At 29.6% G+C, this 26,021-nt stretch carries 24 protein-coding genes; 4 read left to right on the forward strand and 20 right to left on the reverse strand.

The window, feature by feature from the left end; genetic code table 11:
* Positions 1 to 46 precede the first annotated feature (46 nt).
* Complete coding sequence (locus QX51_RS16255; protein WP_039680955.1) at positions 47 to 1,315, reverse strand: dihydroorotase; 1,269 nt, start codon at positions 1,313 to 1,315, stop codon at positions 47 to 49.
* Between the two features lie 357 nt (positions 1,316 to 1,672).
* On the opposite strand from QX51_RS16255, the gene QX51_RS16260 reads away from it, so the two are divergent.
* Together QX51_RS16260 and QX51_RS16265 are read left to right on the forward strand one after the other, a co-directional pair.
* Positions 1,673 to 1,906, forward strand: a complete 234-nt coding sequence (locus QX51_RS16260; RefSeq protein ID WP_039680956.1) for a small, acid-soluble spore protein, alpha/beta type — start codon at positions 1,673 to 1,675, stop codon at positions 1,904 to 1,906.
* Positions 1,907 to 2,284: 378 nt separating this feature from the next.
* Positions 2,285 to 3,331 carry a PTS sugar transporter subunit IIC gene (locus tag QX51_RS16265; protein ID WP_277613705.1) on the forward strand — a complete coding sequence of 349 codons (1,047 nt, stop codon included), beginning with the start codon at positions 2,285 to 2,287 and terminating at the stop codon, positions 3,329 to 3,331.
* A gap of 86 nt (positions 3,332 to 3,417) precedes the next feature.
* On the opposite strand, the gene QX51_RS16270 is transcribed toward QX51_RS16265, so the two are convergent.
* The 8 genes from QX51_RS16270 to QX51_RS16305 all read right to left on the reverse strand — a co-directional run bounded on the left by QX51_RS16270 (position 3,418) and on the right by QX51_RS16305 (position 11,544).
* Positions 3,418 to 4,251, reverse strand: coding sequence for a prephenate dehydrogenase (locus QX51_RS16270; protein ID WP_039680977.1), 834 nt, complete (start codon positions 4,249 to 4,251; stop codon positions 3,418 to 3,420).
* A gap of 10 nt (positions 4,252 to 4,261) precedes the next feature.
* A complete protein-coding gene (gene pheA, locus QX51_RS16275; RefSeq protein ID WP_039680957.1) occupies positions 4,262 to 5,131 on the reverse strand; it encodes a prephenate dehydratase in 870 nt (289 codons plus the stop codon).
* Between the two features lie 15 nt (positions 5,132 to 5,146).
* Positions 5,147 to 6,226 (reverse strand): chorismate synthase, encoded by a 1,080-nt coding sequence (gene aroC, locus QX51_RS16280; RefSeq protein ID WP_039680958.1) that lies wholly within the window; start codon positions 6,224 to 6,226, stop codon positions 5,147 to 5,149.
* The gene (aroA, locus tag QX51_RS16285) at positions 6,204 to 7,499 is read right to left on the reverse strand and encodes a 3-phosphoshikimate 1-carboxyvinyltransferase (protein ID WP_039680959.1); all 1,296 of its coding nucleotides are present in this window, start codon (positions 7,497 to 7,499) and stop codon (positions 6,204 to 6,206) included. Before aroA ends, aroC begins: the two co-directional genes overlap by 23 nt.
* 83 nt (positions 7,500 to 7,582) lie before the next feature.
* Positions 7,583 to 8,596, reverse strand: coding sequence for a 3-deoxy-7-phosphoheptulonate synthase (aroF, locus tag QX51_RS16290; RefSeq protein WP_039680960.1), 1,014 nt, complete (start codon positions 8,594 to 8,596; stop codon positions 7,583 to 7,585).
* Between the two features lie 492 nt (positions 8,597 to 9,088).
* Positions 9,089 to 9,631 (reverse strand): NADH peroxidase, encoded by a 543-nt coding sequence (locus QX51_RS16295; protein WP_039680961.1) that lies wholly within the window; start codon positions 9,629 to 9,631, stop codon positions 9,089 to 9,091.
* A 227-nt stretch (positions 9,632 to 9,858) separates the two neighbouring features.
* A complete protein-coding gene (locus tag QX51_RS16300; protein WP_039680962.1) occupies positions 9,859 to 10,392 on the reverse strand; it encodes a (Fe-S)-binding protein in 534 nt (177 codons plus the stop codon).
* 15 nt (positions 10,393 to 10,407) lie between these two features.
* Positions 10,408 to 11,544, reverse strand: a complete 1,137-nt coding sequence (locus QX51_RS16305; RefSeq protein ID WP_039680963.1) for an aminotransferase class V-fold PLP-dependent enzyme — start codon at positions 11,542 to 11,544, stop codon at positions 10,408 to 10,410.
* 212 nt (positions 11,545 to 11,756) lie between these two features.
* Here QX51_RS16305 and QX51_RS16310 point away from each other — a divergent pair, with 212 nt between their 5' ends.
* Together QX51_RS16310 and QX51_RS16315 are read left to right on the forward strand one after the other, a co-directional pair.
* A complete protein-coding gene (locus QX51_RS16310; protein WP_039680964.1) occupies positions 11,757 to 12,425 on the forward strand; it encodes a deoxynucleoside kinase in 669 nt (222 codons plus the stop codon).
* The gene (locus tag QX51_RS16315; RefSeq protein WP_039680965.1) at positions 12,413 to 13,066 is read left to right on the forward strand and encodes a deoxynucleoside kinase; all 654 of its coding nucleotides are present in this window, start codon (positions 12,413 to 12,415) and stop codon (positions 13,064 to 13,066) included. The genes QX51_RS16310 and QX51_RS16315 overlap by 13 nt, the downstream gene beginning before the upstream one ends.
* Before the next feature lie 86 nt (positions 13,067 to 13,152).
* Here the strand turns inward: QX51_RS16315 and QX51_RS16320 are convergent, their stop codons facing one another.
* The 11 genes from QX51_RS16320 to QX51_RS16370 form a co-directional block, all read right to left on the reverse strand.
* Complete coding sequence (locus QX51_RS16320) at positions 13,153 to 14,067, reverse strand: DMT family transporter (RefSeq protein ID WP_039680966.1); 915 nt, start codon at positions 14,065 to 14,067, stop codon at positions 13,153 to 13,155.
* 522 nt (positions 14,068 to 14,589) lie between these two features.
* A complete protein-coding gene (locus QX51_RS16325; RefSeq protein WP_039680967.1) occupies positions 14,590 to 15,387 on the reverse strand; it encodes a Cof-type HAD-IIB family hydrolase in 798 nt (265 codons plus the stop codon).
* 211 nt (positions 15,388 to 15,598) lie between these two features.
* The gene (locus QX51_RS16330) at positions 15,599 to 17,368 is read right to left on the reverse strand and encodes a glycoside hydrolase family 3 protein (RefSeq protein WP_039680968.1); all 1,770 of its coding nucleotides are present in this window, start codon (positions 17,366 to 17,368) and stop codon (positions 15,599 to 15,601) included.
* Between the two features lie 150 nt (positions 17,369 to 17,518).
* Positions 17,519 to 19,324 carry a beta-glucuronidase gene (gene uidA / locus QX51_RS16335; RefSeq protein ID WP_039680969.1) on the reverse strand — a complete coding sequence of 602 codons (1,806 nt, stop codon included), beginning with the start codon at positions 19,322 to 19,324 and terminating at the stop codon, positions 17,519 to 17,521.
* 34 nt (positions 19,325 to 19,358) lie between these two features.
* The gene (locus tag QX51_RS16340; protein ID WP_039680970.1) at positions 19,359 to 20,198 is read right to left on the reverse strand and encodes an HAD family hydrolase; all 840 of its coding nucleotides are present in this window, start codon (positions 20,196 to 20,198) and stop codon (positions 19,359 to 19,361) included.
* Positions 20,199 to 20,440: 242 nt separating this feature from the next.
* Positions 20,441 to 21,841 carry a glucuronate isomerase gene (gene uxaC / locus QX51_RS16345; protein WP_039680971.1) on the reverse strand — a complete coding sequence of 467 codons (1,401 nt, stop codon included), beginning with the start codon at positions 21,839 to 21,841 and terminating at the stop codon, positions 20,441 to 20,443.
* 112 nt (positions 21,842 to 21,953) lie between these two features.
* Positions 21,954 to 23,000, reverse strand: a complete 1,047-nt coding sequence (gene uxuA, locus QX51_RS16350) for a mannonate dehydratase (protein ID WP_039680972.1) — start codon at positions 22,998 to 23,000, stop codon at positions 21,954 to 21,956.
* A 46-nt stretch (positions 23,001 to 23,046) separates the two neighbouring features.
* Positions 23,047 to 24,078, reverse strand: a complete 1,032-nt coding sequence (locus tag QX51_RS16355) for a sugar kinase (protein ID WP_074429274.1) — start codon at positions 24,076 to 24,078, stop codon at positions 23,047 to 23,049.
* On the reverse strand, positions 24,059 to 24,670 hold the full coding sequence (locus QX51_RS16360; protein WP_039680973.1) for a bifunctional 4-hydroxy-2-oxoglutarate aldolase/2-dehydro-3-deoxy-phosphogluconate aldolase: 612 nt from the start codon (positions 24,668 to 24,670) through the stop codon (positions 24,059 to 24,061). The genes QX51_RS16355 and QX51_RS16360 overlap by 20 nt, the downstream gene beginning before the upstream one ends.
* Before the next feature lie 32 nt (positions 24,671 to 24,702).
* Entirely contained in the window at positions 24,703 to 25,554 is an 852-nt protein-coding gene (locus QX51_RS16365; protein WP_039680974.1) for an SDR family oxidoreductase, read from the reverse strand.
* A 264-nt stretch (positions 25,555 to 25,818) separates the two neighbouring features.
* The coding region (locus QX51_RS16370) for a hypothetical protein (RefSeq protein WP_330376096.1) at positions 25,819 to 26,021 on the reverse strand (203 nt) is incomplete at its 5' end.

Raw genomic sequence — 26,021 nt, forward strand, 5'->3', positions numbered from 1 at the left:
ATATATTTTCAATTAAATTATAGCATAAAAGCAGTAAAATTTAACTTTATTTGTCAGTATAAACTATTTTTCCCTCACTAATTGTATACTTAACTTTTCCTAGTAACTCACATCCTACAAAAGGTGAATTGCTAGATTTAGAATCAAAATCTGTAACTGTCCATTTTTCATTTTCATCAAATATTACTATATCTGCAACTTCACCCTCTGCAATATAACCTCTATTAAGATTGTAAAGTCTAGCAGGATTTATAGTCATCTTTTCAAGTAAGCTCATTAGACTTATATGCTCCTTATTAACTAAAGAAGTTACCCCAAGAGCTAAAGATGTCTCCAAACCTATGATACCACTAGGACAAGCTGCAAATGCACGATTTTTTTCTTCATTAGAATGTGGTGCATGATCTGTAGCTATTATTTCTATAGTGTTGTCTTTTAATCCTTCTATTATTATTTGCTTATCTTTTTCACTTCTAAGAGGTGGATTCATTTTTGCTAGTGATCCATATTTTAGTACATCTTCTTCTGTTAAAGTGAAATGATGTGGTGCTGCTTCTGCATACACTTTTGCTCCAAGAGATTTTGCAAATCTTACAGTTTCCACAGCTACACCAGAACTTATATGTTGTATGCTTACTTTTGCCCCTGTTTCTAGAGCTATCATACAATCTCTAGCCACCATTATATCTTCTGCACAAGTTTTAGCTCCACCTTTAAGTCCTAATTTTTTAGCGATTTCACTATCATTTACTCCAGCAGTTTCTATAAAATTAGAATCCTCTTCATGAAGGCTTATTGGTACATCAAGCTCTTTTGCTTTTTTCATAGCTTCATAAAGCATTTCAGTATCCATTATAGCTATCCCATCATCACTAAAACCTACTGCACCATGTTCTAAAAGTTCTTCAAAATTACTTAGTTCCTTCCCTCTAAAGCTTTTTGTTACGCTTCCCACTTGAAGAACATTAATACAAGCTTCTTTTGCTTTTTCATTTATATATTTTAAAGTTTCCACATTATCTACTACAGGTTTTGTATTTGCCATACAAACTACAGTTGTAAATCCACCTCTCGCAGCAGATTTTGCGCCGCTTAAAATATCTTCTTTGTATGTAAACCCTGGATCTCTAAAATGAACATGAACATCTATAAGTCCTGGAGAAACTACATATCCACTTGCATCTATTATTTCTTCAAACGTTTCCCCATCTATTTTCCCTATTTCTTTTATTTTCCCATCTTCAATAGCTATATCTACTATTTCATCTCTTTTACTTGCAGGGTCTATCAATCTACCATTTTTAATTAAAATCATAAGTTTCTCCTTTTACAATTTGTATTTTAAATAAATGATTAATGTTAAATATTTATAATCTATTTTTCTATAAATTATAAATATTGTACCATTTTTTTATAAAAAATAAAAAAGAATTTTACATATACATACATAAAATTCTTTTTTTTAAATATCATTCATACTTTTTGTTTAATTTAATGTAAATATAATTTACTAATTCATATCATGTCCTTACATTTATTTTTAGCTAATTATATTTTTTTAAAATACTATATATGCAGTAAAAAATATTGTTATATAAATTTTTAATATTGCTAATCATATATTTATACAACACATATTCTATCAATAATATAACTAAAGGAGAAAATAATTATGGATATTAATGCTAAAATAGCCTTAAATAGTCTTAAAATGGAAATAGCCAGTGAGCTCGGATATAACTATAACGGTCTTACAGATAAGGTCGAAAGCAATGCTCCTCAAAACACTTTAATGGGTCATGCAAAAAATGTATTGGCTGGTGAAGAAGTAGGTGGCCAAGTAAGTAAAAGATTAGTTGAAATGGGTGAAAAGGCTTTATTAGAAAAATATAATTCTAAAAAATAAGAGCTTTAGATAATATTACTACTTAAATAAAGAATCCGATAGGTAATCTATTGGATTCTTTATTTGCAATTATATTCTTGCAATCTCCTACTTCCAATAAATTATTCTATTGTTGGATTCCATTTATCCCCTATATTATCAATTAATAATATTATTATGTATTTTTTTACATTTATATAAAATTTTATATTTTTATAAAATCTTGTCGAATTTTGTATTTACAAATAAATTGTTTTATCGTATAATAATTCTTGTACATACGAGGAAAACTTTTAACTTTTTAGGAAAGGCTTCTCCTCAATAAATAATTCCTTAAATATGGAATAAAAGCCTTAAATAGGTATTATAATGATTTAATATTTTTAGGAGGAAATCGATATGATTCAAATTTTAACAGGTACTGCTTTATTATTAGTAGTATTAGCATTATTTACTTTATTCAGTTACAAAGCTCCACAAGGTATGAAAGCAATGGGTGCATTAGCAAACGCTGCATGTGCAAGTTTCCTTGTTGAAGCATTCCACTTCTCTTTATTTGGAGAACAAATGGGAATTAAATTCTTAGAAGGTGTTGGTGCTGCAAACGGTAGCCTAGGTGGTGTTGCTGCTGGTATATTAGTTCCTTTAGCACTTGGTGTATCACCAGTTTATGCTGTATTAGTTGGTTTAACAGTTTCAGGATTCGGAATACTTCCAGGATTTATAGCTGGTTACTTAGTATCATTTGTTATAAAATTCTTAGAAAAGAAAGTTCCTGCTGGACTTGATTTAATAGTTATAATAGTAGTTGCTGCTCCTTTAACTAGAGGAATAGCTATGGTAATGGATCCAGTTGTAAAAAATACTTTACTTCAAATAGGACAAGTATTAATACAAGCTCAAGCAACTTCTCCAATATTAATGGGATTAATACTTGGTGGTTTAATAACAGTTGTTGCTACTGCTCCACTTAGCTCAATGGCTTTAACTTCTATAATAGGTTTAACAGGTGTTCCAATGGGAATAGGTGCTCTTGCAGTATTTGGTTCTTCTTTCATGAACTATGTATTCTTCTCAAAAATGAAGTTCGGTTCTAAAAAAGATACTATAGCTGTTGCTATAGAACCATTAACTCAATCAGATATAATATCTGCTAACCCAATTCCAGTATATGTTACTAACTTCATAGGTGGTGCTATGTCTGGTATAATAGTTGCTTTAATGGGAATTGAAGTTGGTACTCCAGGTCTTGCTACTCCAATAGCTGGTTTCGCAGTATCTGTTGCACAAAACGGAGTTAACGGATTAATGGCTGCTGCTGGATGCGCTGTAGTAAGTATAATAGCTGGATTTATAGGAGCTGCTATATTCAAAAATACAAAAATAAAAACTGCTGATGAAATTCGTGGAGTTCAATCAGAAGAGTCTCAAGCAGTTTCTGCTTAATATATACACAAAAATAACCGAGATATTTGTCTCGGTTATTTTTTTCTTATAAGTATATTTTTAGTAAGATAGTCACACATACTACTTTATAGTTTCTCCCTTCTTTTTGTAGATTTTATAAATAATTCTTGTAGTTTTTCTTCATCATCTTCTTCAATACTTTTTTTTATTTCATCAAATTCTTTTTCAAATCTATTCATTACCTTTAATAAATTTTCTTTGTTTCCTAAAAATAACAAACTCCATAACTTTTCATTCATGTTGGCAATTCTAGTTAAATCTCTGTAACTATCACCTATAAACTCACCTGTATTTCTACCTTCAATATCACTATTAATTAGTGCCACAGCCAAAACATGAGGTAACTGGCTAGTGAAAGCTATCATTTCATCATGAAATTGTGGAGAAGTTCTTTTTATATGCTTAAATCCCATTTCATAAGCTAGTTTTTCTATTAGTTTTAAATTTTCTTCTTTATTTTTTTCAGTTTTAATTATTAAAAAGTTTGCACCTTTAAATACTTCATTTGTGGCATAATCTATACCTTTCTTTTCTCTTCCAGCCATAGGATGGGCAAATACAAAATCAATATCTTCAGGCAAAATCTCAATTATATCATGAATAAACAACTCCTTGATTCCTGTAACATCTGTTATTATGGCATTTTCTTTAAACTTTTCTTTATTTCTAACAATAAAATCTTTTACTAAATTAGGATATATGGCAAGAACTACTAAGTCTACATGAGAAATTATTTCATCTTCATTTGTAAATCCTTCTTTTATAATACCTAGTTTTTTTGCTTTGTATAAGGTATCTGGATTTTTGTCTACTCCATAAACTTTTGTATACCCTGCCTCTTTCAGAGCCATGGCATATCCTCCACCAATAATCCCAAGACCTATAATTAATATTTTCATAAACCACCTCTTAAATTTCTTTCTTTTTATAACATCCCAATAATTTAAAATATTTGCATTTTTTTTCAATTAGATTTATGGCATTTTTTACATTTTCATCATTTATATTTCCCTCAAAATCCACATACAGCACATACTCCCATAAGTGGTTTTTACTTGGTCTAGATTCTACTTTTACCATATTTATTTGATTTTGGGCAAAATACCCTAGTAAATTATATAATGTTCCTGCTTTATTATCCAATGAAAAAGTTACTGTCATTTTGTTACAATCTTCTCTTAATTCTAGATTTTTGCTAATTATCACAAACTTTGTATTGTTACTTTCATTATCGTTTATTTCTTCCTCTATTACATCTAGTCCATAGATTTTGGCTGCTCTAATACTTGCAATGGCAGCCTTGCTCTTATCATTTAACTCAGAAACATGTTTTGCACTTATGGCAGTGTTATAAAAATATATTAATTTTAAATCTTCATGATCTTTAAAGAAAATTTTGCTTTGTTCAAAACCTTGAGGGTGAGAATATACTTCTTCAATGTCTTCCACTTTAGCACCTTTTATGCCTACTAGGTTTTGTTTTATTTTTATGCACTCTTCTCCCACAATATAAAATCCATACTTTGATAATAAATCATAAACGGCTGTTATAGCTCCTGTACATGAATTTTCAAAAGGTAGTATGCCATAATCTATTTCATCTTTCTTTAAACCAATAAATACATCCTCAAACTTTTCATAATTTACAGTATCTTGATTATATCCGAAAAATTCAATCATTGCTTCTTCACTAAAAGAACCTTTTACTCCTTGATATCCAACCTTAATATTACTTTTATCTTTACTTGAAATCCCTTGCCTATAATCATATAAATCCACCACCATTCCCCCTTTTTAACTATTTTTTATAAGATCTAAAATTCCAACAGCGCTAACACCTTCTATAACAGGTACAGCTCTTTGTACAATACAAGGATCATGCCTTCCTTCAATTTGCAAAGTTGTCTCTTCCATAGTAGAAATATTTATACTATTTTGCTCTTTGTATACAGAAGGTGTAGGCTTAATTGCCACTCTAAAAATTATGGGCATTCCATTTGTAATTCCTCCAATTATTCCACCATTATTATTAGTTTTAGTTTTTACTTTTCCTTCCTTTAAATAATACTCATCATTTGATTTTGAACCTTTCATTTTAGAAATGTCAAATCCCATTCCAAATTCAACACCTTTTACTGCTGGAACAGAGAATATTAAATGAGCTAGAGTTGATTCAACAGAATCGAAGAAGGGACTTCCTATACCTGCTTTTATCCCAAGAACCATACATTCTATAATTCCTCCCACAGAATCGCCCTCTTTCCTAGCACTTAGAATTTCATTTTTCATTTTTTCTTCTAAGTTTTTTTTAATCAAAGGAAACTCTTCATATTTTAAAGAATTTATAAATAATTTATCTAAGTCACAATCTAAAAAACTTTTGTCCTCCATATCTCCTATAGATTTAATGTGAGCCACAATTTCTATACCACTTTTTCTTAGTATTTGTTTACAAATAGCTCCTGCAAATACCAAAGGCGCTGTTATCCTTCCAGAAAAATGACCTCCTCCTCTATAATCATTAAATCCTTTATACTTAACAAAACCTGGATAATCTCCATGACCTGGTCTCATTACATCTTTAATTTTAGAATAGTCCTTAGACTTATTATCACTATTTCTAATAATTGCACAAAGAGGTGTTCCCGTAGTTTTTCCTTCAAAATACCCACTCAGTATTTCTGGCACATCACTTTCTTTTCTAGCTGTGGAAAGATTATTTTTCCCAGGAGCTCTTCTTCTCATCTCCCTCATGATTTCTTCCATATCTAGAGGAAATCCTGGAGGCAAATTATCTATATTAATTCCTATGGCATTTCCATGGGATTCTCCAAAAATAGAAAGTTTTATATTATTTCCCCACATTCCACTCAACTGTAATCCCTCCTATTTTTTCAAAATCTTCAAAAAATTTTGGATATGATTTTGATACACAATCATAATCCTTAATCACAATAGGCATCTTACATCTAGAAGAAACTACAGCTAGCGTCATTGCTATCCTATGGTCATTATGACTCCAAACTACATTGTCACCTTGCAATTCATCAACTCCATCAATTATAATACTCTCTTCTTTTTCAATAATGTTAGCTCCCAATTTATTCAGTTCACTAGTTATGGCAGCTAGCCTATCACATTCTTTTATCCTAAGCCTTCCTACATTTACTATTTCAGTTCTTCCCTTTGCTAATGCTGCCACTGAAGCAAGTACTGGAATTATATCTGGACATTGACTTCCATCAATATAAGTTGATTTTAGTTTTTTCTTTCTTTTTCCTTCAATCTCATTACCTTTCACCATAATTTCCACATTCATTTTTTTCAAAATATCAATAATTTCTTTATCTCCTTGAAGAGAATTAATATCAAGATCTTTACACACAATTTCATTACCTATGGCATCTGCACATAAAAAGAATGCTCCTTGAGAATAATCCCCCTCTACTCTATAATTTCTTGCCTCATATTTTTGATTGCCTTTAATTATAAATTCTTTATAATCTTTATTTATTATTTCAATACCAAAGTCTTTCATAACTTTTAAAGTTAAATCTACATAAGACTTTGACTCAAAATTTGTTGTAATAATAATCTTTGAATCTTCTTTTAGCAGTGGAAGAGTAAACAATAAACCACTTATAAACTGCGAGCTCACATTGCCTTCCACTTCAAAAGTTCCACCTTTTAGCTCTCCTCTTATTTCTAAATTAAGATTATCCTTTTCATAAGAATAGTGAATATTTTGTTTGTCAAAGATATTGTAGTATGTGGTAAGCGGTCTTTTTCCCAAGTTCCCCTTTCCAACAAATTTGCTACTTCCTTTAAACAACAAGCTTATGGGAGCTAAAAATCTTAAAGTTGATCCTGATTCATTACAATCAATTATCCTATTATTTTCTGTACTTTGTATATCTTTGTAAGCTCCAACTATCTCAACATAATCTTCATTCTTTGTGATGATAGCACCTAAAGACTTCATAGCGTCTATGGATGCAATAATATCATCAGAGTAATCTATATTATCAATTCTACAGGAATTATCACTTAAGGCTGCACAAATTATTGCTCTATGTGCCATACTTTTTGAAGGAGGTATTTTAACTTCCCCTTTTAATTTCGACGGATAAATTTTCAAATCTCCCATTTTTATCCTCCTTTCTTTCATCCAAATTTTTATTATTTAAAATCACTTTATTTTAGATAAACATCTTCAACCAAATGTAAGATTTATATTTCTCTACCAACTGCATTAGCAATTACTTTAAGTTCATTCATTAAGTCTGCAAACACTTCTGGCTTTATTGATTGAGCACCATCACATAAGGCATTTTTAGGATCATTATGAACTTCTATAATAAGGCCATCTGCCCCAACTGCTATTGCTGCTTTTGCAAGAGATTCTACCATCCACCATTTTCCTGTGGCATGACTTGGATCAACTACTACTGGAAGATGGCTTAATTTTTTAATTGCCGGAATCATGCTTAAATCTAGGGTATTTCTTGTGTAAGTTTCAAAAGTTCTTATTCCCCTTTCACAAAGTATTACATTTTCATTTCCTCCAGCCATGATGTATTCTGCACTCATCAATAACTCTTCTATCGTTGCTGACAAACCTCTTTTTAATAAAATTGGTTTATCTGTTTTTCCTAATTCTTTTAATAAATCGAAGTTTTGCATATTTCTAGCCCCTACTTGAATTATATCTGTAGATTCTATGAATTTTGATATATCACAAGGAGACATTATTTCTGTTACTATTGGAAGCCCTGTTTCTTCTTTAGCTTTATTTAATAAGTCTAGTCCTTCATACTTTAGTCCTTGAAAACTGTAAGGTGAGGTTCTAGGTTTGAATGCACCACCTCTTAAAAATCCTCCACCGTACTTTTTAACCTCGTTAGCTACTAATTTTATTTGTTCCTCACTTTCCACTGAACAAGGCCCTGCTATCATAGCAATCTTCTTTCCACCAATTTTTCTACCACAAACATTTACAACAGTATTTTCTGGGTGGAACATCCTATTTGCTTTTTTAAAAGGTTCTTGCACCTTCATAACCTTTTGCACACATTTATGAGCTTCAATTGACCATTGATCTATATTTCTTGTATCACCAACTAATCCCAGTATAGTACACTCTGTTCCCTTACTTTTGTCCACTGTTACATTTAAACTTTCCAACTCTTTTATTAATCTTTCTACTTCTTCTTCACTAGTTTTGGGGTTTAAAATTACTACCATTTTTACTTCCTCCTTAAATTTTTTTGTAATAAAAAAGAGAACCCATAATGAGTTCTCTAAAATAATCAGATTTAAAATACACTTAGACACTAATGCCTATAAATATATTAAGACCTATAATAACTCATTAGAAAAGATTTTATATTTTTTTCTGCAAAAGAAGTAGCCAGCGCTAAAATAAAAGCCCCAGAACATAAAATAGAAAAAGCTATAAAATTTTGCAGTTAAATTCTTTTCTAATTGATTCATGATTATTATTCCTTTCTTAATATTTTTATTTGTGTTGATTAAATACTATTCATCTTTTACTTATTTGTCAACTTATTTATTTCTATTTTTCATTAATTTAATTTTTTTATACATTATTATTAAATAAATTTTATTTTTTAAACTATAATAGGCACTTTACTTATTGATTTTTTTGAATTATAGTACAAAAAAAACTGTAGATGAAAAAATCAACTACAGCCTTTTTATAAAATATATTAACTTTTATCCAAAGTATCTTTCTAATAATCCTAAGAATGCTTTACCATGTCTAGCTTCATCTTTACACATTTCATGAACTGTATCATGTATAGCATCTAATCCTAATTCTTTAGCTCTCTTAGCTATTTTTAATTTTCCTTCAGTAGCTCCGTATTCAGCTTCAACTCTTGCTTCTAAGTTAGCTTTAGTATCAGCAACTACAACTTCTCCTAATAATTCAGCAAATTTAGCAGCATGCTCTGCTTCTTCGAAAGCTATTCTTTGGTAAGCTTCAGCAACTTCTGGATATCCTTCTCTATCAGCTTGTCTTGACATAGCTAGGTACATACCAACTTCTGTACATTCTCCAGTGAAGTTAGCTCTAAGTCCTTCTAATACATCTTCGTCTACTCCTTGAGCTACTCCTATTCTGTGCTCATCAGCCCAGTTTAATGTTCCTGACATTTCTTCGAATTTGTCAGCTCCTACTTTACACACTGGACATACTTCTGGGGCAGTCTCTCCTTCATGTATATATCCACATACTGTACATACGAATTTTTTCATTTTTAATATCCTCCTAATAATTATATATCTTTTATCTATAAACTATAGATACCACCTGATTTGTAAATTAAACAAATTTTGTAAAATTTTCAAACATATTTTATAAATCAGGCTCAATGAAAATTTTAACACTTTTACCAATAAATTTCTAGTGTTTAATTATTATTTTAAGTTAAAATCAAACACTAGAATTTAATTTTCTTAATGTAATATCCACTATATATTTTTTATAAATCATAACCTAACATTAGAACAATTTTTTCAACTTCTTCTTTATTTTCTTCATTATCCTTTTCTCCCAAATGAATACATCTATTTGGTTTAAAACTCCCATTTATTAATTTAGCAGAAAAAGCAAGACATGTTGCAACTCCACATTTCCCACAGTTTATTTTAGGTAAAAATTCGTACACATCTATAGGGCTTGGTAATCTTCGCATTTCCTCGTTTGGAATGATTTCATCTTTTTTGTCCGCACATTCATTTATAATATTTTTTATATAATCTAGTGTTTCAAAAGCATCTGTTTCATTTAACAATTTTGATACTGCCACCTCTTCTTTGTACATAATGATTATCTTAGGCCCATTATTAAATGTTAGTGTTCCTGCTTTTTTATTGTATATTCCTGTTTTAAGATATGTATTTAAATAAGGAAATAAATCTTCTATAGTTCTAGAAAAACTTCCTTTAATTCTTATTCTGTTAGAATCTGTAGTACAAGGTTGTATAAATTTTAAATCTAAACTTTCTAAGTACATTTATTTTCTCCCTTTTTATAAATTATTTAGTGCATAAGCCAACTTATCTATATCCTTTTTTTCAGTAAAATAACCGAAGCTCACCCTTACTGTTCCAATTTCCTTGGTTCCTATTACCTCATGAGCACAAGGAGAACAGTGTAAACCTGCCCTTACCATAATTCCAAACTTATCATCCAAAATATGAGCCACTTCTTCTGCTCTTTTATTTTTTATATTAAAAGATATTACTGGTGTAATTTTCTCACTATCCCTTGGACCATAAATTTCTATATCTTTAACCTTATTTAAGGCTTTCAAAGCATAATCTGTCAAACTTTTCTCTTTTTCATAGATATTTTCTACTTTCTCTTTTATTAAATATTTAACAGACTCTCTTAAACCACAAATACCACTCACATTAAGAGTTCCTGTTTCAAGTTTATTTGGATAATAATCAACTTGATATTCATAAGCTGAGTCTCCACCAGTTCCTCCAGATTTTATTGAATCTATATTATAGTCACAATTTATAATAATTCCGCCCGTACCCATAGGACCTAGCAAACTTTTGTGACCTGTAAATGTAAGTATATCTATATTATCTTTGCAAACATCTAATGGATATCCTCCACAAACTTGAGCACCATCTACCACAAAAGGAATTTTATTTTCCCTTGCAATCTTCCCAATTTCCTCAATTGGCTGTATAGTACCAATAACATTTGATGCTCCTGTAAATATAATAAGTTTTGTATTTTCTTTTATTAATTTCTTTACATCTTCTGATCTGGTTAATCCCTGATTATCACATTTTACTTTACTTATTTCTATATTTCTTTCCTTTTCTAAAGTTTTTAATGTTCTCCATACTGCATTATGCTCTAAAGAACTTGTTATTACATGATCATTTTCTTTTAACATGCCCCTAAGAACCATATTTATGGATTCCGTCACATTTGATGTAAATATAACATTTTTAGGATTATTAAAATTAAACAACTCACCAATAAGTTTTCTGCATTCGTATATTATAAAATCTGATTCCATTGCTTTTTTATATGCTCCTCTACCAGAACTAGTCCCATTATTAGTCATAAAATCATATACTGCCTCACTTACTTCTTTTGGCTTTGGAAAAGATGTTGCTGCATTATCTAAATATATTTTCACATTAATTCCTCCCCAGCTACATTTCCATAATATTACATCTCATATAAATGATAGCATATTTCTTACAAGTAAATATATTTTAGATTACTTAATTTCATTTATATAATACATTAATATTTTCTATATAAAAAATTATATAAAGTCAACAGTAGAATAATCTTTCTTTTTCTGATAAAATACTAAAGACATTATTTTTAGAGGGTGATATATAAATGAGAAATAAAGGCATATTTATAGCAATAGAAGGTCCTATTGGCGCAGGTAAAACTACTTTAGCAAATTTACTAAACGACCACTTAGGCTATACTCTACTTAGAGAAATTGTAGAAGAAAATCCATTTTTATCAAAATTTTATACTGATATTAAGGAATATGCTTTACAAACAGAAGCATTTTTTTTATTCAATAGAGTAAAACAACTTGAAGATGTGAACAAAAATATACTTGGTCAATCTAAAGGAGTTGTAAGCGATTATCATATTGTGAAAAACCTTATTTTTGCTGGTATAACACTTGATAACAATCAATTCCACAGATATAAGCAAGTTTATAACATATTCGTAAATGATTTACCACAACCAGATATAGTAATCTACTTAAATTCAAATACTGATGTATTAATGAATAGAATAGCAAATAGAGATAGAAGTTTTGAAAGACAAATGGACAGAAATTATATTGATAACCTTCGTAATGAGTACAAATATTATTTCAATCCACTTTCTATTAAACATAACTTCACTGGTAAAGAACCTGTAATTATAGAAATTGATAATTCAAATTTAGATTTTTTAAATAATCTGGAAGATAGAAAATACATTATAAACAAAGTTGAAGAGGCAATCTCATCTTTAGGAGGAAAGACAGAATGTTCAAATTAGAAAATAAAAGTGACAAATGTGCAAACAGAGATTTATTTATAACTGTTGCAGGAAATGTAGGGGCTGGAAAATCTACATTAACAAAATTAGTAGGAGAAAGACTTGGATTTGAAACTCACTTTGAAAAAGTTGATGGAAATCCATACTTAGAAGATTTCTACAAAGATCAAGACAAATGGGGATTCCATTTACAACTGTACTTCTTGGCTCAAAGATTTAAGCAACAAAAAGAAATTCATGCTAATGGACTAAATAATATACAAGATAGAAGTATATATGAGGATGTGGAAATATTCGCTAGAAACTTATATGACAACGGTAAAATGACTAAAAGAGACTATATAACTTATAGAGATTTATTCAATGATATGGTTCCACACCTTAGAACACCCGATTTAATGATTTACCTTGATGGCTCAATCGATACTATAATAGAAAGAATAAACTTAAGATCTCGTGATATGGAAAAAAGTGTTGATATAAAATACTGGACAAACCTTCATAATAGATATGAAAACTGGATAAAAGAATATAATGCTTCTCCAGTTTTATATGTAAACATTAATGAAGTTGATTTAATAAATAAACCAGAACATTTGGATATGTTATGTAAAAAGATAAAAGAAACTTTAAATATATAATAAACTCCGTAAAACTTAGTAAGTTTAGAATTTGTTAATTTTAAAAGGATTGCTAATAAAATTATTTATTAGCAATCCTTTTATATTTACTCCATTTGCGACTCAACTAAATCCTTTGATAATTCTTCCAAAGGTTTCTTTTTAAGGAAAGATAATTTAGTTTCAGAAATTATAATAGATGCAAAAATTATAATACATCCTATTATCATTCTAAGAGTTAATATTTCATGGAAAATTATCACTGACATAATTGTTCCAAATACTGATTCAGTAGATAAAATTATAGCTGATTTTGTTTGATCCACCCTTGATTGACAAATAGTTTGTAATAAAAAGCCGATAGCAGTACTAAACACTCCTAGATACAAGGCTCCAATAAAACCTACTGGACTTGATTGAAGTTGTGTTTGACCAATTATCATTTGTAATGCAAAAGACAAAATAAATGCAACTGCAAATTGTGTAACAGTTAACACATAAGAATTGCATTTACTACTAAACTCTCCAGTAAAGAAAATATGAAAAGCAAAGGCGATTGCACATAAAAATGTTAAGAAATCTCCAAAGTTTACACTTAAATCAGGCTCTAAAGACAATACTCCGATTCCTAAAAGTGCCATAAAACTACCAATAACACCTATTTTGTCTAGTTTCCTTCTATATAAAATAAATCCTATAAATGGTACTATAACAACATTTGCAGCTGTTATAAAAGCATTTTTCGAAACAGTTGTATATACTAATCCTATTGTTTGTGCAGAAAATCCTATAAATGAAAATAGACCTAGCCATGCTCCTGCTATTAAAGACTCTTTTGTAATATTTTCTTTAATTTTCTTATAAAATACTATTCCTAATATAATACTTGCTATGAAAAATCTAAGCGTCAATGTTTGTATGGGAGTAAGTCCTCCATCTAAGGCCAATTTTGTCCCTATAAATCCACTTCCCCATATAATTGCTATTACAAATAATCCAATTTCTCCAATGTATTTTTTCATCTGATACCTCCTTGTTTGACTTTACAATTCTATGGTATCTTAGTTGGATATATTTGTAAATAAAGTACATGAAAATTTTACTTCTCTTAAATCACTATCTTGGTAAAATAACAAATAAAATCATGTTATATAAATGCTTAATTATGCTTATCTTATGTTTACACATGATATGTTTCATTAACTATAAGTAAATTAGGAAGTAATTATGGATATTAATGCTAAAATCGCTTTAAATAGCCTTAAAATGGAAATAGCTAATAAGCTTGGATATAACTATAACACCATTACAGATAGAGTAGAAAGTAATGCTCCTTAAAACACATTGATGGGACATGCTAAAAATGTGCTTGCTGGCGAAGAAGTTGGAAGTCAAGTAAATAAAAGATTGGTTGAAATAGGTGAGAAATCTTTATTGTACAAATATAATTCCCAAAAGTAAGCTTTCCTAGGATATGTAAAATACCCTATATAGCAGACCTTTTTATTAATTGTCTACTCTACAGGGTACATTTTAATATTTTATTAATTCTTTATTATTCTTTCCATTATTCCTAAAACTACACCATCATTACTCACAGTATCTGTCACATAATTAGAAATTTTTTTAACATCATCAGAAGCATTTCCCATTGCTATACCACATCTAACTTCCCTTAGCATGTCTATATCATTTTTCCCATCACCAAATGCGTATGTATTTTCTATAGGTATATTTAAATAATTTATAACTCTTAAAATTGCCTTTGATTTAGTGTTTTTCTTTATATATACTTCAATAGCTCTTTTATTTATACTGCTAAAATAATCACACTGTTTATTTTTACTTATAAGGCTTATACATAAATTTTCCATTGCATCATCTTTGCACAACATCTCGACCTTATATATATCAATTTCTTCACATTTATAATCATCTTTTATATAATTTTTAGGAACTTCAATTTTATCTAGATAATCATGAAAATTTTTAAAATGCTTTTTCATGTAACAATGCTTTTCTCCCTGAAGTACGTATTCTATATTATTACTTTCTAGTTCATCTACTAAATACTTAATAAATTCTTTATCAATGGAATCACTATGAATAGTTTCGTTATTAATTATAATGTGAGCTCCATTTGCTAAAATAAATCCATCAAATCCAAATTCTAAAATGGATTTTGGTAAAAATGCATAGGGTCTTCCTGTTGCAATAAAAGCATAGTCTCCATTTTTCTGTATATTTTTTATTGCTTGTTTTACTCCTGGACTAATATCTTTTATCCCTTTCATAGAATCTATTAAGGTACCATCTATATCAAAAAATGCTATTCTTTTCATTCTTTACACCTTCTTTTTATTATTGTCGTCAACGACCTAAAGTGATTTGAGCACACAATAACTCAAAACAGATTATTTAATTAGTCTAATAGTTGTGATTTATAACTTCCTTGATACTAAAAAATAAACGGTAAATTAATTATAATTTACCGTTTATTTTTATGTGTGCTAGCTCATTTTTATATTAGCTAGTTTACTTCTAAAATTTATATTAATATTGTGTATCTAATAATCCACAGAATGCGTCTACTGGACTTACTCCTATAAATTCAGAACGTCCTACCATTTTTTCAACTAATGCTTTTAATGTGCTCTCTTTTCCATCATAAGCATTTATATAAGTCTTAACTTGAGGTACATCAGCTAAGTGGAATGGACTTTGTATTGAAACAAATATTGTCGGTACTTCATTTACATAGAATGGTATATCTGGAGTACCTTTACTTGCTGGCCATTCTATACGTTGATGAGTATTAGGTGCAACATTAGCAACATTTATTATTAAATCATAGTTATCTGTTAAATCAGATATTGGACGTTTTTGAGCATAAACATTCATTATAGCTCCCATAAGCTCTTCTTTAGGAAGTTTCATTATTTTGTCCATTGGAGATTCATATATCTCAACTTCATGACCTTCTGCTTCTAATAACTCTTTTAAATTTTCTATTGGTGTTTTCTTTCCACCATTCATCATAGCCATTAATTTACCAAATCCACTGTCAATACCTTTTACTTCAACAAGTAAAATACGCTTATGTTTTTCAGTAGTAATTGGGAATATGCCTTCCTTATTCTTTACTAAAGTTATAGCTTTATCAGATACTTCTGCTTCTATAGCAGTATTTTCAGGTAATCCTATCTTAGCCATAGCTTCTTCTTTTTTAGGTAATATTTCTGTTTTAGCTTTTGTATGTAAACCTAAAGCTGCTTTTGTTCCTAATATTCTAGTTAAAGCTTCTTCTAATCTTTCATCAGTTATTATTCCTTTTTTATATCCATCCATCATGTATCCGAAATCTTCATCTGGATCATTAAAGAATAAGAATAAATCAGAACCTGCAGCTATAGCAGTTGGTAACATTTCACTACGCTTTAATGGAGAGGTCATAGCAACCATGTGAGAAGCATCAGTTACAACTAAACCATTGAAGTTCATTTTTTCTCTTAATAAATCAGTTAATATATATTTACTTAATGTTGCTGGCATTACTAATTCTTCAGTAGTTGCTTCTGGGTTGAAGTAACGTACGTATTCTGGTAATGCTATATGTCCTGCCATTATTGATGGAAGTCCAGCTTCAAATAACCCACCGTAAACTCTACCAAAAGTTGCATCCCATTCTTCTACTGATAGCCAGTTTGGTGCGAAAGATAAATGTTGATCTCTTTCATCTATACCATCTCCAGGGAAGTGTTTAGCAGCAGGAGCTATTCCACTTTCCATTATACCTCTCATATATTCTAATGATAATTCTAAAGTTTGTTCTACATCAGCAGACCAAGTTCTTGTAGATATTATTGGGTTTCTCCAGTTTCTATTTATATCTACAATTGGAGCAAAACTCCAGTTACAACCTATAGCAGCAGCTTCTACACCAGATACCCTCCCCATTTCATAAGCATATCTTTTATCATTTGTTGCAGCTATTTTTACTTCATTACCAACATATGTACCATCTGTACATGCTCCATTACCACCTGCTTCAGTATTAGCAGCTATTAATAGAGGTATTTTAGAATTTTCTTGAAGTATTCTATTTTGCTCATACACTTCTTCAGCTTTTCCTGGGTTATAACGAACACCTGCTATATGATAGTTATCTAATATACTCTTTAGATACTCTTCATCTCTACTTGCTCCCATGTTAATAAATAATTGACCTATTTTTTCTTCTATAGTCATATTTGCTATTGTATCTTTTACCCATTTTATACCTTGCTCATCAAGATTATAAGGTTTTGCTTTTAAGTTTACCATTTTCTGTCCCCCTAATCGGTTTTTATTATACTAGTATACCAGTAATTTTATTATTTTTTATTATATATTTTTTTAAAGATACGGAGAATTATCTCCATATCTTTATTAAGCTATTTTTATTTATTATCATAATATCTTTCAAAATTCCAATTACTTTACTTTATATCCAAAGTCAGGAATGTTATGCCATCTGTTACGTAGATAATGTGCAGCCATTTTTGGCTTTCTTTCTCTAGTAAATACTCCCTTTTTATTTCCTTGAACACGTATTATTCCTTGGCTCGTTGCAAAATCTGCAAAGTTCCATACTTGTTCTCCTATAAAATTAGGGAATTTATCTACTACTTCATGGTTAGCTTCTAAATATTCTACTTGATATTCCTCTGTGAACATTACAGAAGTAGTATCACGCATACCACAAACTGTATCTGCACCATATTCAGTAAACATTATTGGCTTATTAGGACATCTTTTATTCCATCCTTCAAGTTCTGCATTTAAATACATTTTTGCCTCTTCTAAATCTCCACCTTGCGAATACCATCCATAGTATCTATTTAAGCAAAGTACATCTAATAACTCTGCTATTTGACATCTGTCTGGAGTAGACATTAGGTATGTAACTACAGTCACAGGTCTTTTTTGTGGATCTAACTCTCTTGTTAATTCTACAAGTGGCTTAAAGTATTCATATGCCCCTTTTTCATCTGAAGCTGGTTCGTTAGCAACTGACCACATTACTACACATGGATGATTTTTATCTCTTGCTACTAATTCTCTTATTATATCTTTATGATGCTCAAAAGTTTGGATTTCTTTCCAAGTATCTCTCTTTTCTGCACCAGCCATCATTGTAGCCATAAAGTTTAGATGTACACCAACTGCAGGTGTCTCATCTATTACAACTATACCTTCTCTATCAGCAAGTCTCATTATTTCTTCTGAATATGGATAATGAGCCGTTCTAAATGAATTTGCACCTATCCATTTCATTAAATTAAAATCTTTAACATTTAATGCTTCATCAAATCCTCTTCCATGTATATGAGAATCTTCATGCTTTCCAAAACCTTTAAAATAGAATGGTTTATTATTTATTAAAAACTTTCCATCTTCTACTTTAACAGTTCTTACACCAAATGGTTGCTCATAAGTATCTATTATTTCATTATTTTCATCTATTAAATCTATTTTTAAGTTATATAGGTAAGCATTCATTGGCTCCCATAACTTAACATTTTCTATTTCTACTTTCCCCTTAGCTCCTATACCTTTAGCTACTATATTGTTATTTTCATCTATTACACTTATTGCAACAGATGCTTCTCCACTAACTTCTACTTCATAATCTACTTTACCTAAATCATTTTCAAAGTCAGTTATAACTGTAACATCTTTTATGTATGTTCTAGGAGTAGTATATATTTTTACTGGTCTATGAATTCCAGCATAGTTAAAGAAATCAAAATTTACTGGATTTTTAATTTTAGTTGAACCATCAGGTAATTTTATTTCTTGTACAATACCAACTGGTAAAGTACTTTCATCTAGTACATTATCTACTGCAACTGTTACTCTATTTTTACCTATAGTAACAAATTCATTTAATTCACCTTCAAAAGGTGTAAATCCACCTTTATGCTCAACTAATAACTTACCATTTATATATACCTTAGCATGATGCGTTGCTGATCCAAATCTAAGAACTAATCTTTCATCTAGCATATTTTTACTTATTATAAATTCTCTTTCATACCATACCCAACCAATATGGTCTCTAACGCTTGAATCTTCAACTAAATCGTTGTAAGAAGAAGGTACTGCCATTCTTATAGAATCTTGAAGTGCATTTTCTTGCCATTTCTCATCAAATCCTACACCTTTATCTAGTTTAAAGTTCCAAATTCCATTTAAATCTATAACTTGTCTAGTTTCTGTAATTATTGGATATAACATATTCTCCACCTCACCATTAATTTATAAAAAATATTTATCTTAAAGAATTATCAAATTCATCTATTAATTGATTTTGATATATTTCATCAAATTCTCCATTTATTAACTTTGGTACTGCTTCATTTACTAATCTTTCCCAAGAAAAACCTTCTTTATTTACTAATATAGGATAAAATTTCACATCATTGTTTTTTGCAGCTTGCAAATCCCCAGGAGCATCTCCAACCATTAATATTTTATCTATATCGTACCCTTTTTTCTTAAGTTCAGCTATACAGTGTTGTTTAGTCCCTGCTTCTTGTCCTAATAAAGCTCTTAAATACTTTACTAAATCATTTCTATTCCATTCATCATTTAATGCCTCTCCATTTGCTGATGATACTACTGAAATATCAACCTTTTTAGATAAAACTTCTAAACCTTCTTTTACATTTTCAAATGGTTCGTCACCTTTTGGTAGATTCTCTATTGATTCATTAACATTTAAAGACCATTCAAGTGCCATTTTCAATGCTTTACTATTAGTTTTTTCTATTTCATTTTTTAATGATCTGTTTGATAATTCATTTGTTGTATCAACCCAATTTAATAAACTATCAAGATCTTCTATTTCTATTCCTTTTTCTCTTATTATTTTAAAGGTTTCAGCTAAACCTTTAAATCTATTTATACCTCTAGTTTTTGTGTATAAATTCAAATCATACCAAAGATTTAATATATATTCTTCATTCTCTTCTAAGTTCCATGTTTTTATCATTTCTGGTGCAAAACACTTTCTATGTTTAACTTCCATAGTATCCATTGCACATCCATCAGAATCAACACAAACTAAAAAATCTTTAAGTTTTTCATATTTTTCAAAAACATTTTCCATAATAAAATCCTCCATAGCTTTATACATTTTGATTTAATATATAAAACCCCCAGCTCTTATACTAGTATACTACCATATTGATAAATTAAAAACAATCCTTTTCCTATCATTTTATCAACAATTTTTTTAACAAAAAATCCCAAAACAAAGAATTGTAATTATATTATTTTTTACAAAGTAATATCCCTATAATACTTGGTAAAAAGAAACTGCCATATTAAATTAAGACAGTTCCTTTTTTACTATTTATTTATATATTTTTCTATGTTGTTATAACATATATTTTCTATAATCTCACCTAATATTTCCATATCGCAAGGATATTCTCCATTTTCTACTAAGTTTCCTATATAGTTACATAAAATTCTTCTAAAATATTCATGTCTTGTATACGATAAGAAACTTCTTGAATCTGTAAGCATGCCTACAAATTGACTTATAAGACCAAGTTGAGATAAAGCCATCATTTGTCTTTCCATTCCATCTTTTTGATCGTTAAACCACCATCCAGAACCAAATTGAATTTTACCTGCAACTCCTCCACCTTGGAAGTTTCCTATCATTGTTCCTAATACTTCATTATCTTTTGGATTTAAACAATATAATATAGTTTTAGGAAGTTCATCTGTAATATCTAATGAGTCTAACAATCTAGATATTCCAGTTGCTATTTCTCCATCATCTATACTATCAAACCCCACATCGGCACCTAATTTTTTGAACATTCTTGTATTATTATTTCTAAGAGCTCCTATGTGTAATTGCATCACCATATTACGTTTGCTGTACATTCTTCCTAAACTTATCATAGTTAATGTAGAATATTTTTCTATTTCTTCTATAGATAATTCTTCTCCATTTAAAGCTTTTTTGAATATAGCATCAACTTCTTCTAAAGTAGCTTGTCTAAAGTAAACTCTTTCTAAAGAATGGTCAGTTATTTGGCATCCATTTTCAACAAAGAAGTCTAATCTTTTTTCTAATACATTTAATAAAGTTTCATAATCATTTATTTCTATATTTTCTGTTTTACCTAGTAAATTAATATAATCTGCAAAACCTTCTCCTTGTATTTTTAATGCCTTATCCGGTCTAAAGCTTGGTCTAACTTCACAATCAAAGTTTTCATCCTTTGATATTTGTATATGATATTCTAAATTGTCAATAGGATCATCTGTTGTTCCTATATATTTAACATTAGATTTTTTTATCATAGCTCTAGCACTAAAATTATCACTATTTATTATTTCATTACATCTATTCCATATAGATTCACATGTTTTAGGACTTAAGGTTTCTTCTATTCCAAAGTATCTTTTTAACTCTAAATGAGACCAGTGATACATTGGATTTCCTATTAAGTAAGGCATAACCTTAGCAAAAGCTTGGAATTTTTCATAATCACTAGCATCTCCAGTTATATATTTTTCTTCTATCCCAAAACTTCTCATCGTTCTCCACTTATAGTGATCTCCACCTAACCATATTTCAGTTATGTTACTATATCTTTTATCTTCTGCTATCTCTTTTGGATTTAAGTGACAATGATAATCACATATAGGCATGTTTTTAGCATATTCATGATATAAAGTTATTGCTGTATCTGTTGATAATAAGAAATTATCGTCCATAAATTTTCTCATTTTACTACTCCTCACAAAACTTACTTTTATAAATAAGTACTTTTTAGATTATTATTATAAACTATAATTTTAGAATAAAAGCCCTTGCCAACACAAGAGCTTTTATTTAATATTATTTTGATTTATTTATAGCTTCTTTTATTCCGTTTATATATACAGCCCCTAAAGCTCTATCATATAATCCGTATCCTGGTCTTCCAGTTTCTCCCCATATCATTCTTCCATGATCTGGTCTGAAAGGTCCATCAAAGTTGTAATCACAGTAAGCTTTTACTATTTCATAGAAATCTAGAGATCCTGCTTCTGATAGATGAGCAACTTCATTAAAACTTGCATCTCCAGTTATTTTTACATTTCTTAGGTGAGCAAAATGTATTCTATTTTTCTCTCCTCCGAAATATTTTATCATTTTTACTACATCATTTGTAGATGTACATCCTAAAGATCCTGTACATAATGTTAATCCATTATAATGACTATCATATAAGTTTAAGAATCTATCTACATTTTCAAAGTTTGTTATTATTCTTGGAAGTCCAAATATACCCCACGGTGGATCATCTGGATGTATTGCCATTTTAACTTCTTCCTCTTCAGCTGTTGGCATTATTCCTTTTATGAAGTACTCTAAGTTTTCCCAAAGTTTCTCTTCATCTATATCTTTATATTGATCAAGTAAAGCTCCAAGTCCACCTTCACCATATGATGTATCCCATCCTGGTAATTCTAACTCACCTAATGCTGGGTCCATTTTTGCTACTTGTTCTTCATCATATATTAAACAAGTTGATCCATCTTCTAATTCATATTCTAAATCAGATCTAGTCCAGTCAAATACTGGCATAAAGTTATAACATATAGTTTTTATTCCTGCTTTACTTAAGTTTCTTATAGTTTCACAGTAATTTGCTATATATTTATCTCTTGTTGGAAGACCTAATTTTATATCTTCGTGTACTGGAACACTTTCTATTACTGAAAGTTCTAATCCAGCATCTTCAACTGTTTTCTTTAATTCTAATATTCTATCTAATGGCCATACTTCTCCTACTGGTATATCATATATAGCCGTTACTATTCCTTTCATTCCTGGTATTTGACGGATGTACTCTATTTTCACAGGGTCATCTTGTCCATACCACCTAAATGTCATTTCCATGATTGACTTTCCTCCTAATAATTCTATATACCCTCTACTTATATACTTATCTATTTATATTTTCTATTCCACAATTCATAAGAACTTCAACTTGTTCTAAATCAACCATATTTATATCACCTTTTATACTATGCTTCAAAGCACTTGCACAAGTAGCAAATTCTGCAATCTGACTACTATCCATATTAGTTAAAATCCCATGTAGAATCCCTGCTGTGAAGGCATCTCCTCCACCAACTCTGTCTAGTATGTCAATATGATGAGTTCTAGACGAAGTTAGCTTTTTACCGTCAAAGAAGAATCCTTTTAAAGAATTATTATTTACAGACTTAACAGTTCTCTTTGTACATGCGGCAAATTTAAGGTTTGGATACTTTTCAAATAATTCATTATATAAAGTATTTAATTTAGCTTCCAAATTCTTTTCTTCTGAAACCTTATATTCTAATATATTAATAAAATCTAATATACCTAAAAATACTATATCAACAAAAGGTAATACTTCTAACATGAATTTTCTAGCATCTTCTAATGACCATAATTTTGATCTATAATTCGAATCATAAGATACTAGTATACCACGTTGGCTAGCAGCCTTTATAAGTTCAACAGAAATTTCATACAAGTTGGAACTTAGGGCTGGTGTTACTCCTGATACATGTATCATTTTCACACCTTTTAATATTTTATCAAAATCAAATTCCTCTTTTGTTGCCATAGATATTGATGAATATTCTCTGTCATATATTACATTTGAATTTCTTACACCAAAGCCTTGTTCTAAGAAATATATTCCCAGCCTTCCTTTGCCCCTTAGAATATCCTTAGTATCTACACCAAAGCTGTTCATCGCCCTTATTACCTTATCTCCTAAAACATTCTCTGGTAATTTAGTAATTAGCTTAGTGTTATGACCGAACATACTCAAACTACAAACAACATTAGCTTCTCCACCAGCATAAGTTGCATCAAATTCCTCTGCTTGTATGACTCTTTGGAAGTTTGTAGGAGTAAGCCTAAGCATAACTTCTCCAAAGGCCAATACCACATCATTTTGACTATTTTCTAATGTTTGCAATTTTACTTTTAAACTCTTTAGCTAAATTTTCTATATCTTCTAAAGAGCCTGCTCCTAATAATGAGCTTCCTACTCCTACACACGAAACTCCCATTTCAAACCACTGATCAATATTATCTATTGATACACCTCCTGTTGGCATAATTTCAACATTAGGTATTGGTGCTTTTATTGCTTTAACATATTTAGGTCCAAATACTTCACCTGGGAATAGTTTAATCATTGCATTCCCTTTGTCCATGGCATTCATAACTTCTGTTACTGTCATACACCCTGGTAAGTATAATATATTCATTTCGTGACAAATAGTATTTACTTCATCAGAGAATCCTGGGCTTACAACATATGCAGCACCTGCATCTATTGCATCCTTTGCCATTTTTCTATTTAATACACTTCCTACACCAACTAGTACATCATCGTATTTTTCACAAACATATTTAATTAATTCTACTACATTTGGTATTGTGTAAGTAAGTTCTATGGCTTTCACTCCACCATTTACACAAGCATTTATATATCCTATGGCTTCTTCATGGTTTTTCGCTCTTATTACAGCTACTATACCTTCTTCTTTTATTTTATTTAACATGATAATATACGCCCCCTATACTTGTTTATATATTAAACTCCAGAATATGCTGAAAACGCTCCATCAACTGGTATGCATATTCCATTAACAAATCCTGATGCATTATTATCTACTAAGTATAATAATGTACCTAATAATTCATCAGCTTCACCAAATCTTCCCATTGGAGTGCTATTTAATATTTTTTCACTTCTTGGCGTTGGAGTTCCATCTTCATTAAATAGTAATTTTTCATTTTGTGCTGTTACAAAGAATCCTGGTGCTATTGCATTAACTCTTATCCCAACTTTTGACATGTGTACTGCTAACCATTGAGTAAAGTTACTTACTGCAGCTTTAGCTCCTGAATATGCAGGTATTTTAGTTAAAGGTGTATAAGCATTCATTGAAGATATATTTATTATTGTTGCACCTTCTCTATTTATCATATCTTTTGAAAACTCTTGAGATGGAAGTAATGTTCCCAAGAAGTTTAAATTAAATACAAAGTTTACACCTTCTGCATCTAGATCAAAGAAAGTAGTTAATTCTTCATTATTTAAATCTTCTGGTAGTAAGTATTCATTAGTTGTAGTTCCTTTTGGATGGTTTCCACCAGCTCCATTTATTAATATGTCACATGGACCAAATTCTTTTAATATTATTTCATGAGCATTTTTTATGCTCTCTTTATTTAAAACATTAGTTTCTATACCTATAGCTGTTCCACCTTTAGCTTTTATAGATTCTGCTTTAGCATCACATGCTTCTTGATTTAAAGCAAGTATAGCTACTTTAGCTCCACATTCTGCTAATGCATCAGCCATAGCTCCACATAATACTCCTGTTCCCCCAGTTACTACTGCAACTTTATTTCTTAAATCAATATTAAATGGTAATTTCATTTTTTGCCTCCCAAGTTTGTGATATTCATGCACAAGTTTTATTTATACTTGTATACTAGCATACTAAAATATATTATGCAAGCTTTTTCCCGCAATTTTTTACATTTTTTTTATGAAATTTTATTTTATTAATTTATGTACAAAATTTTATACTTTTTATATATAAGCCAATAAGCATTTTTCTTATTTTAGACATAAAAAAAGGACAATGAAACATATTCATCACCCCATATTATATTTTTTTAAATTTAAAGTTAAATTTCATTATTTTAAATACTTAATTAAATCATTTTCTTCTATAATCTTCATCCAATCGTGTGTAGATTCTTTAATATGAGATTTTATAATCTCATCTAATCCTTTTGTTGTTTTATTTTTTATTAATTCTAAATATTTCTCATGATCTTTTATATTTTTCTTTTTCTCATTTTTTAATTCAATCAATAATCTCATTCTATTATAAATGA

The sequence above is a fragment of the Terrisporobacter othiniensis genome (assembly GCF_000808015.1).
GTDB lineage: Bacteria > Bacillota > Clostridia > Peptostreptococcales > Peptostreptococcaceae > Terrisporobacter > Terrisporobacter muris.

Excerpts from the sequence above, each read along its gene's own strand:
- QX51_RS16255 (WP_039680955.1), bottom strand. The coding sequence starts at position 1,315 with ATGATTTTAATTAAAAATGGTAGATTGATAGACCCTGCAAGTAAAAGA.
- QX51_RS16260 (WP_039680956.1), top strand. The coding sequence starts at position 1,673 with ATGGATATTAATGCTAAAATAGCCTTAAATAGTCTTAAAATGGAAATA.
- QX51_RS16265 (WP_277613705.1), top strand. The coding sequence starts at position 2,285 with ATGATTCAAATTTTAACAGGTACTGCTTTATTATTAGTAGTATTAGCA.
- QX51_RS16270 (WP_039680977.1), bottom strand. The coding sequence starts at position 4,251 with ATGAAAATATTAATTATAGGTCTTGGGATTATTGGTGGAGGATATGCC.
- aroA (WP_039680959.1), bottom strand. The coding sequence starts at position 7,499 with ATGGGAGATTTGAAAATTTATCCGTCGAAATTAAAAGGGGAAGTTAAA.
- aroF (WP_039680960.1), bottom strand. The coding sequence starts at position 8,596 with ATGGTAGTAATTTTAAACCCCAAAACTAGTGAAGAAGAAGTAGAAAGA.
- QX51_RS16295 (WP_039680961.1), bottom strand. The coding sequence starts at position 9,631 with ATGAAAAAATTCGTATGTACAGTATGTGGATATATACATGAAGGAGAG.
- QX51_RS16300 (WP_039680962.1), bottom strand. The coding sequence starts at position 10,392 with ATGTACTTAGAAAGTTTAGATTTAAAATTTATACAACCTTGTACTACA.
- QX51_RS16310 (WP_039680964.1), top strand. The coding sequence starts at position 11,757 with ATGAGAAATAAAGGCATATTTATAGCAATAGAAGGTCCTATTGGCGCA.
- QX51_RS16315 (WP_039680965.1), top strand. The coding sequence starts at position 12,413 with ATGTTCAAATTAGAAAATAAAAGTGACAAATGTGCAAACAGAGATTTA.
- QX51_RS16320 (WP_039680966.1), bottom strand. The coding sequence starts at position 14,067 with ATGAAAAAATACATTGGAGAAATTGGATTATTTGTAATAGCAATTATA.
- QX51_RS16325 (WP_039680967.1), bottom strand. The coding sequence starts at position 15,387 with ATGAAAAGAATAGCATTTTTTGATATAGATGGTACCTTAATAGATTCT.
- QX51_RS16330 (WP_039680968.1), bottom strand. The coding sequence starts at position 17,368 with ATGGTAAACTTAAAAGCAAAACCTTATAATCTTGATGAGCAAGGTATA.
- uidA (WP_039680969.1), bottom strand. The coding sequence starts at position 19,324 with ATGTTATATCCAATAATTACAGAAACTAGACAAGTTATAGATTTAAAT.
- QX51_RS16340 (WP_039680970.1), bottom strand. The coding sequence starts at position 20,198 with ATGGAAAATGTTTTTGAAAAATATGAAAAACTTAAAGATTTTTTAGTT.
- uxaC (WP_039680971.1), bottom strand. The coding sequence starts at position 21,841 with ATGAGAAAATTTATGGACGATAATTTCTTATTATCAACAGATACAGCA.
- uxuA (WP_039680972.1), bottom strand. The coding sequence starts at position 23,000 with ATGGAAATGACATTTAGGTGGTATGGACAAGATGACCCTGTGAAAATA.
- QX51_RS16360 (WP_039680973.1), bottom strand. The coding sequence starts at position 24,670 with ATGTTAAATAAAATAAAAGAAGAAGGTATAGTAGCTGTAATAAGAGCG.
- QX51_RS16365 (WP_039680974.1), bottom strand. The coding sequence starts at position 25,554 with ATGAAATTACCATTTAATATTGATTTAAGAAATAAAGTTGCAGTAGTA.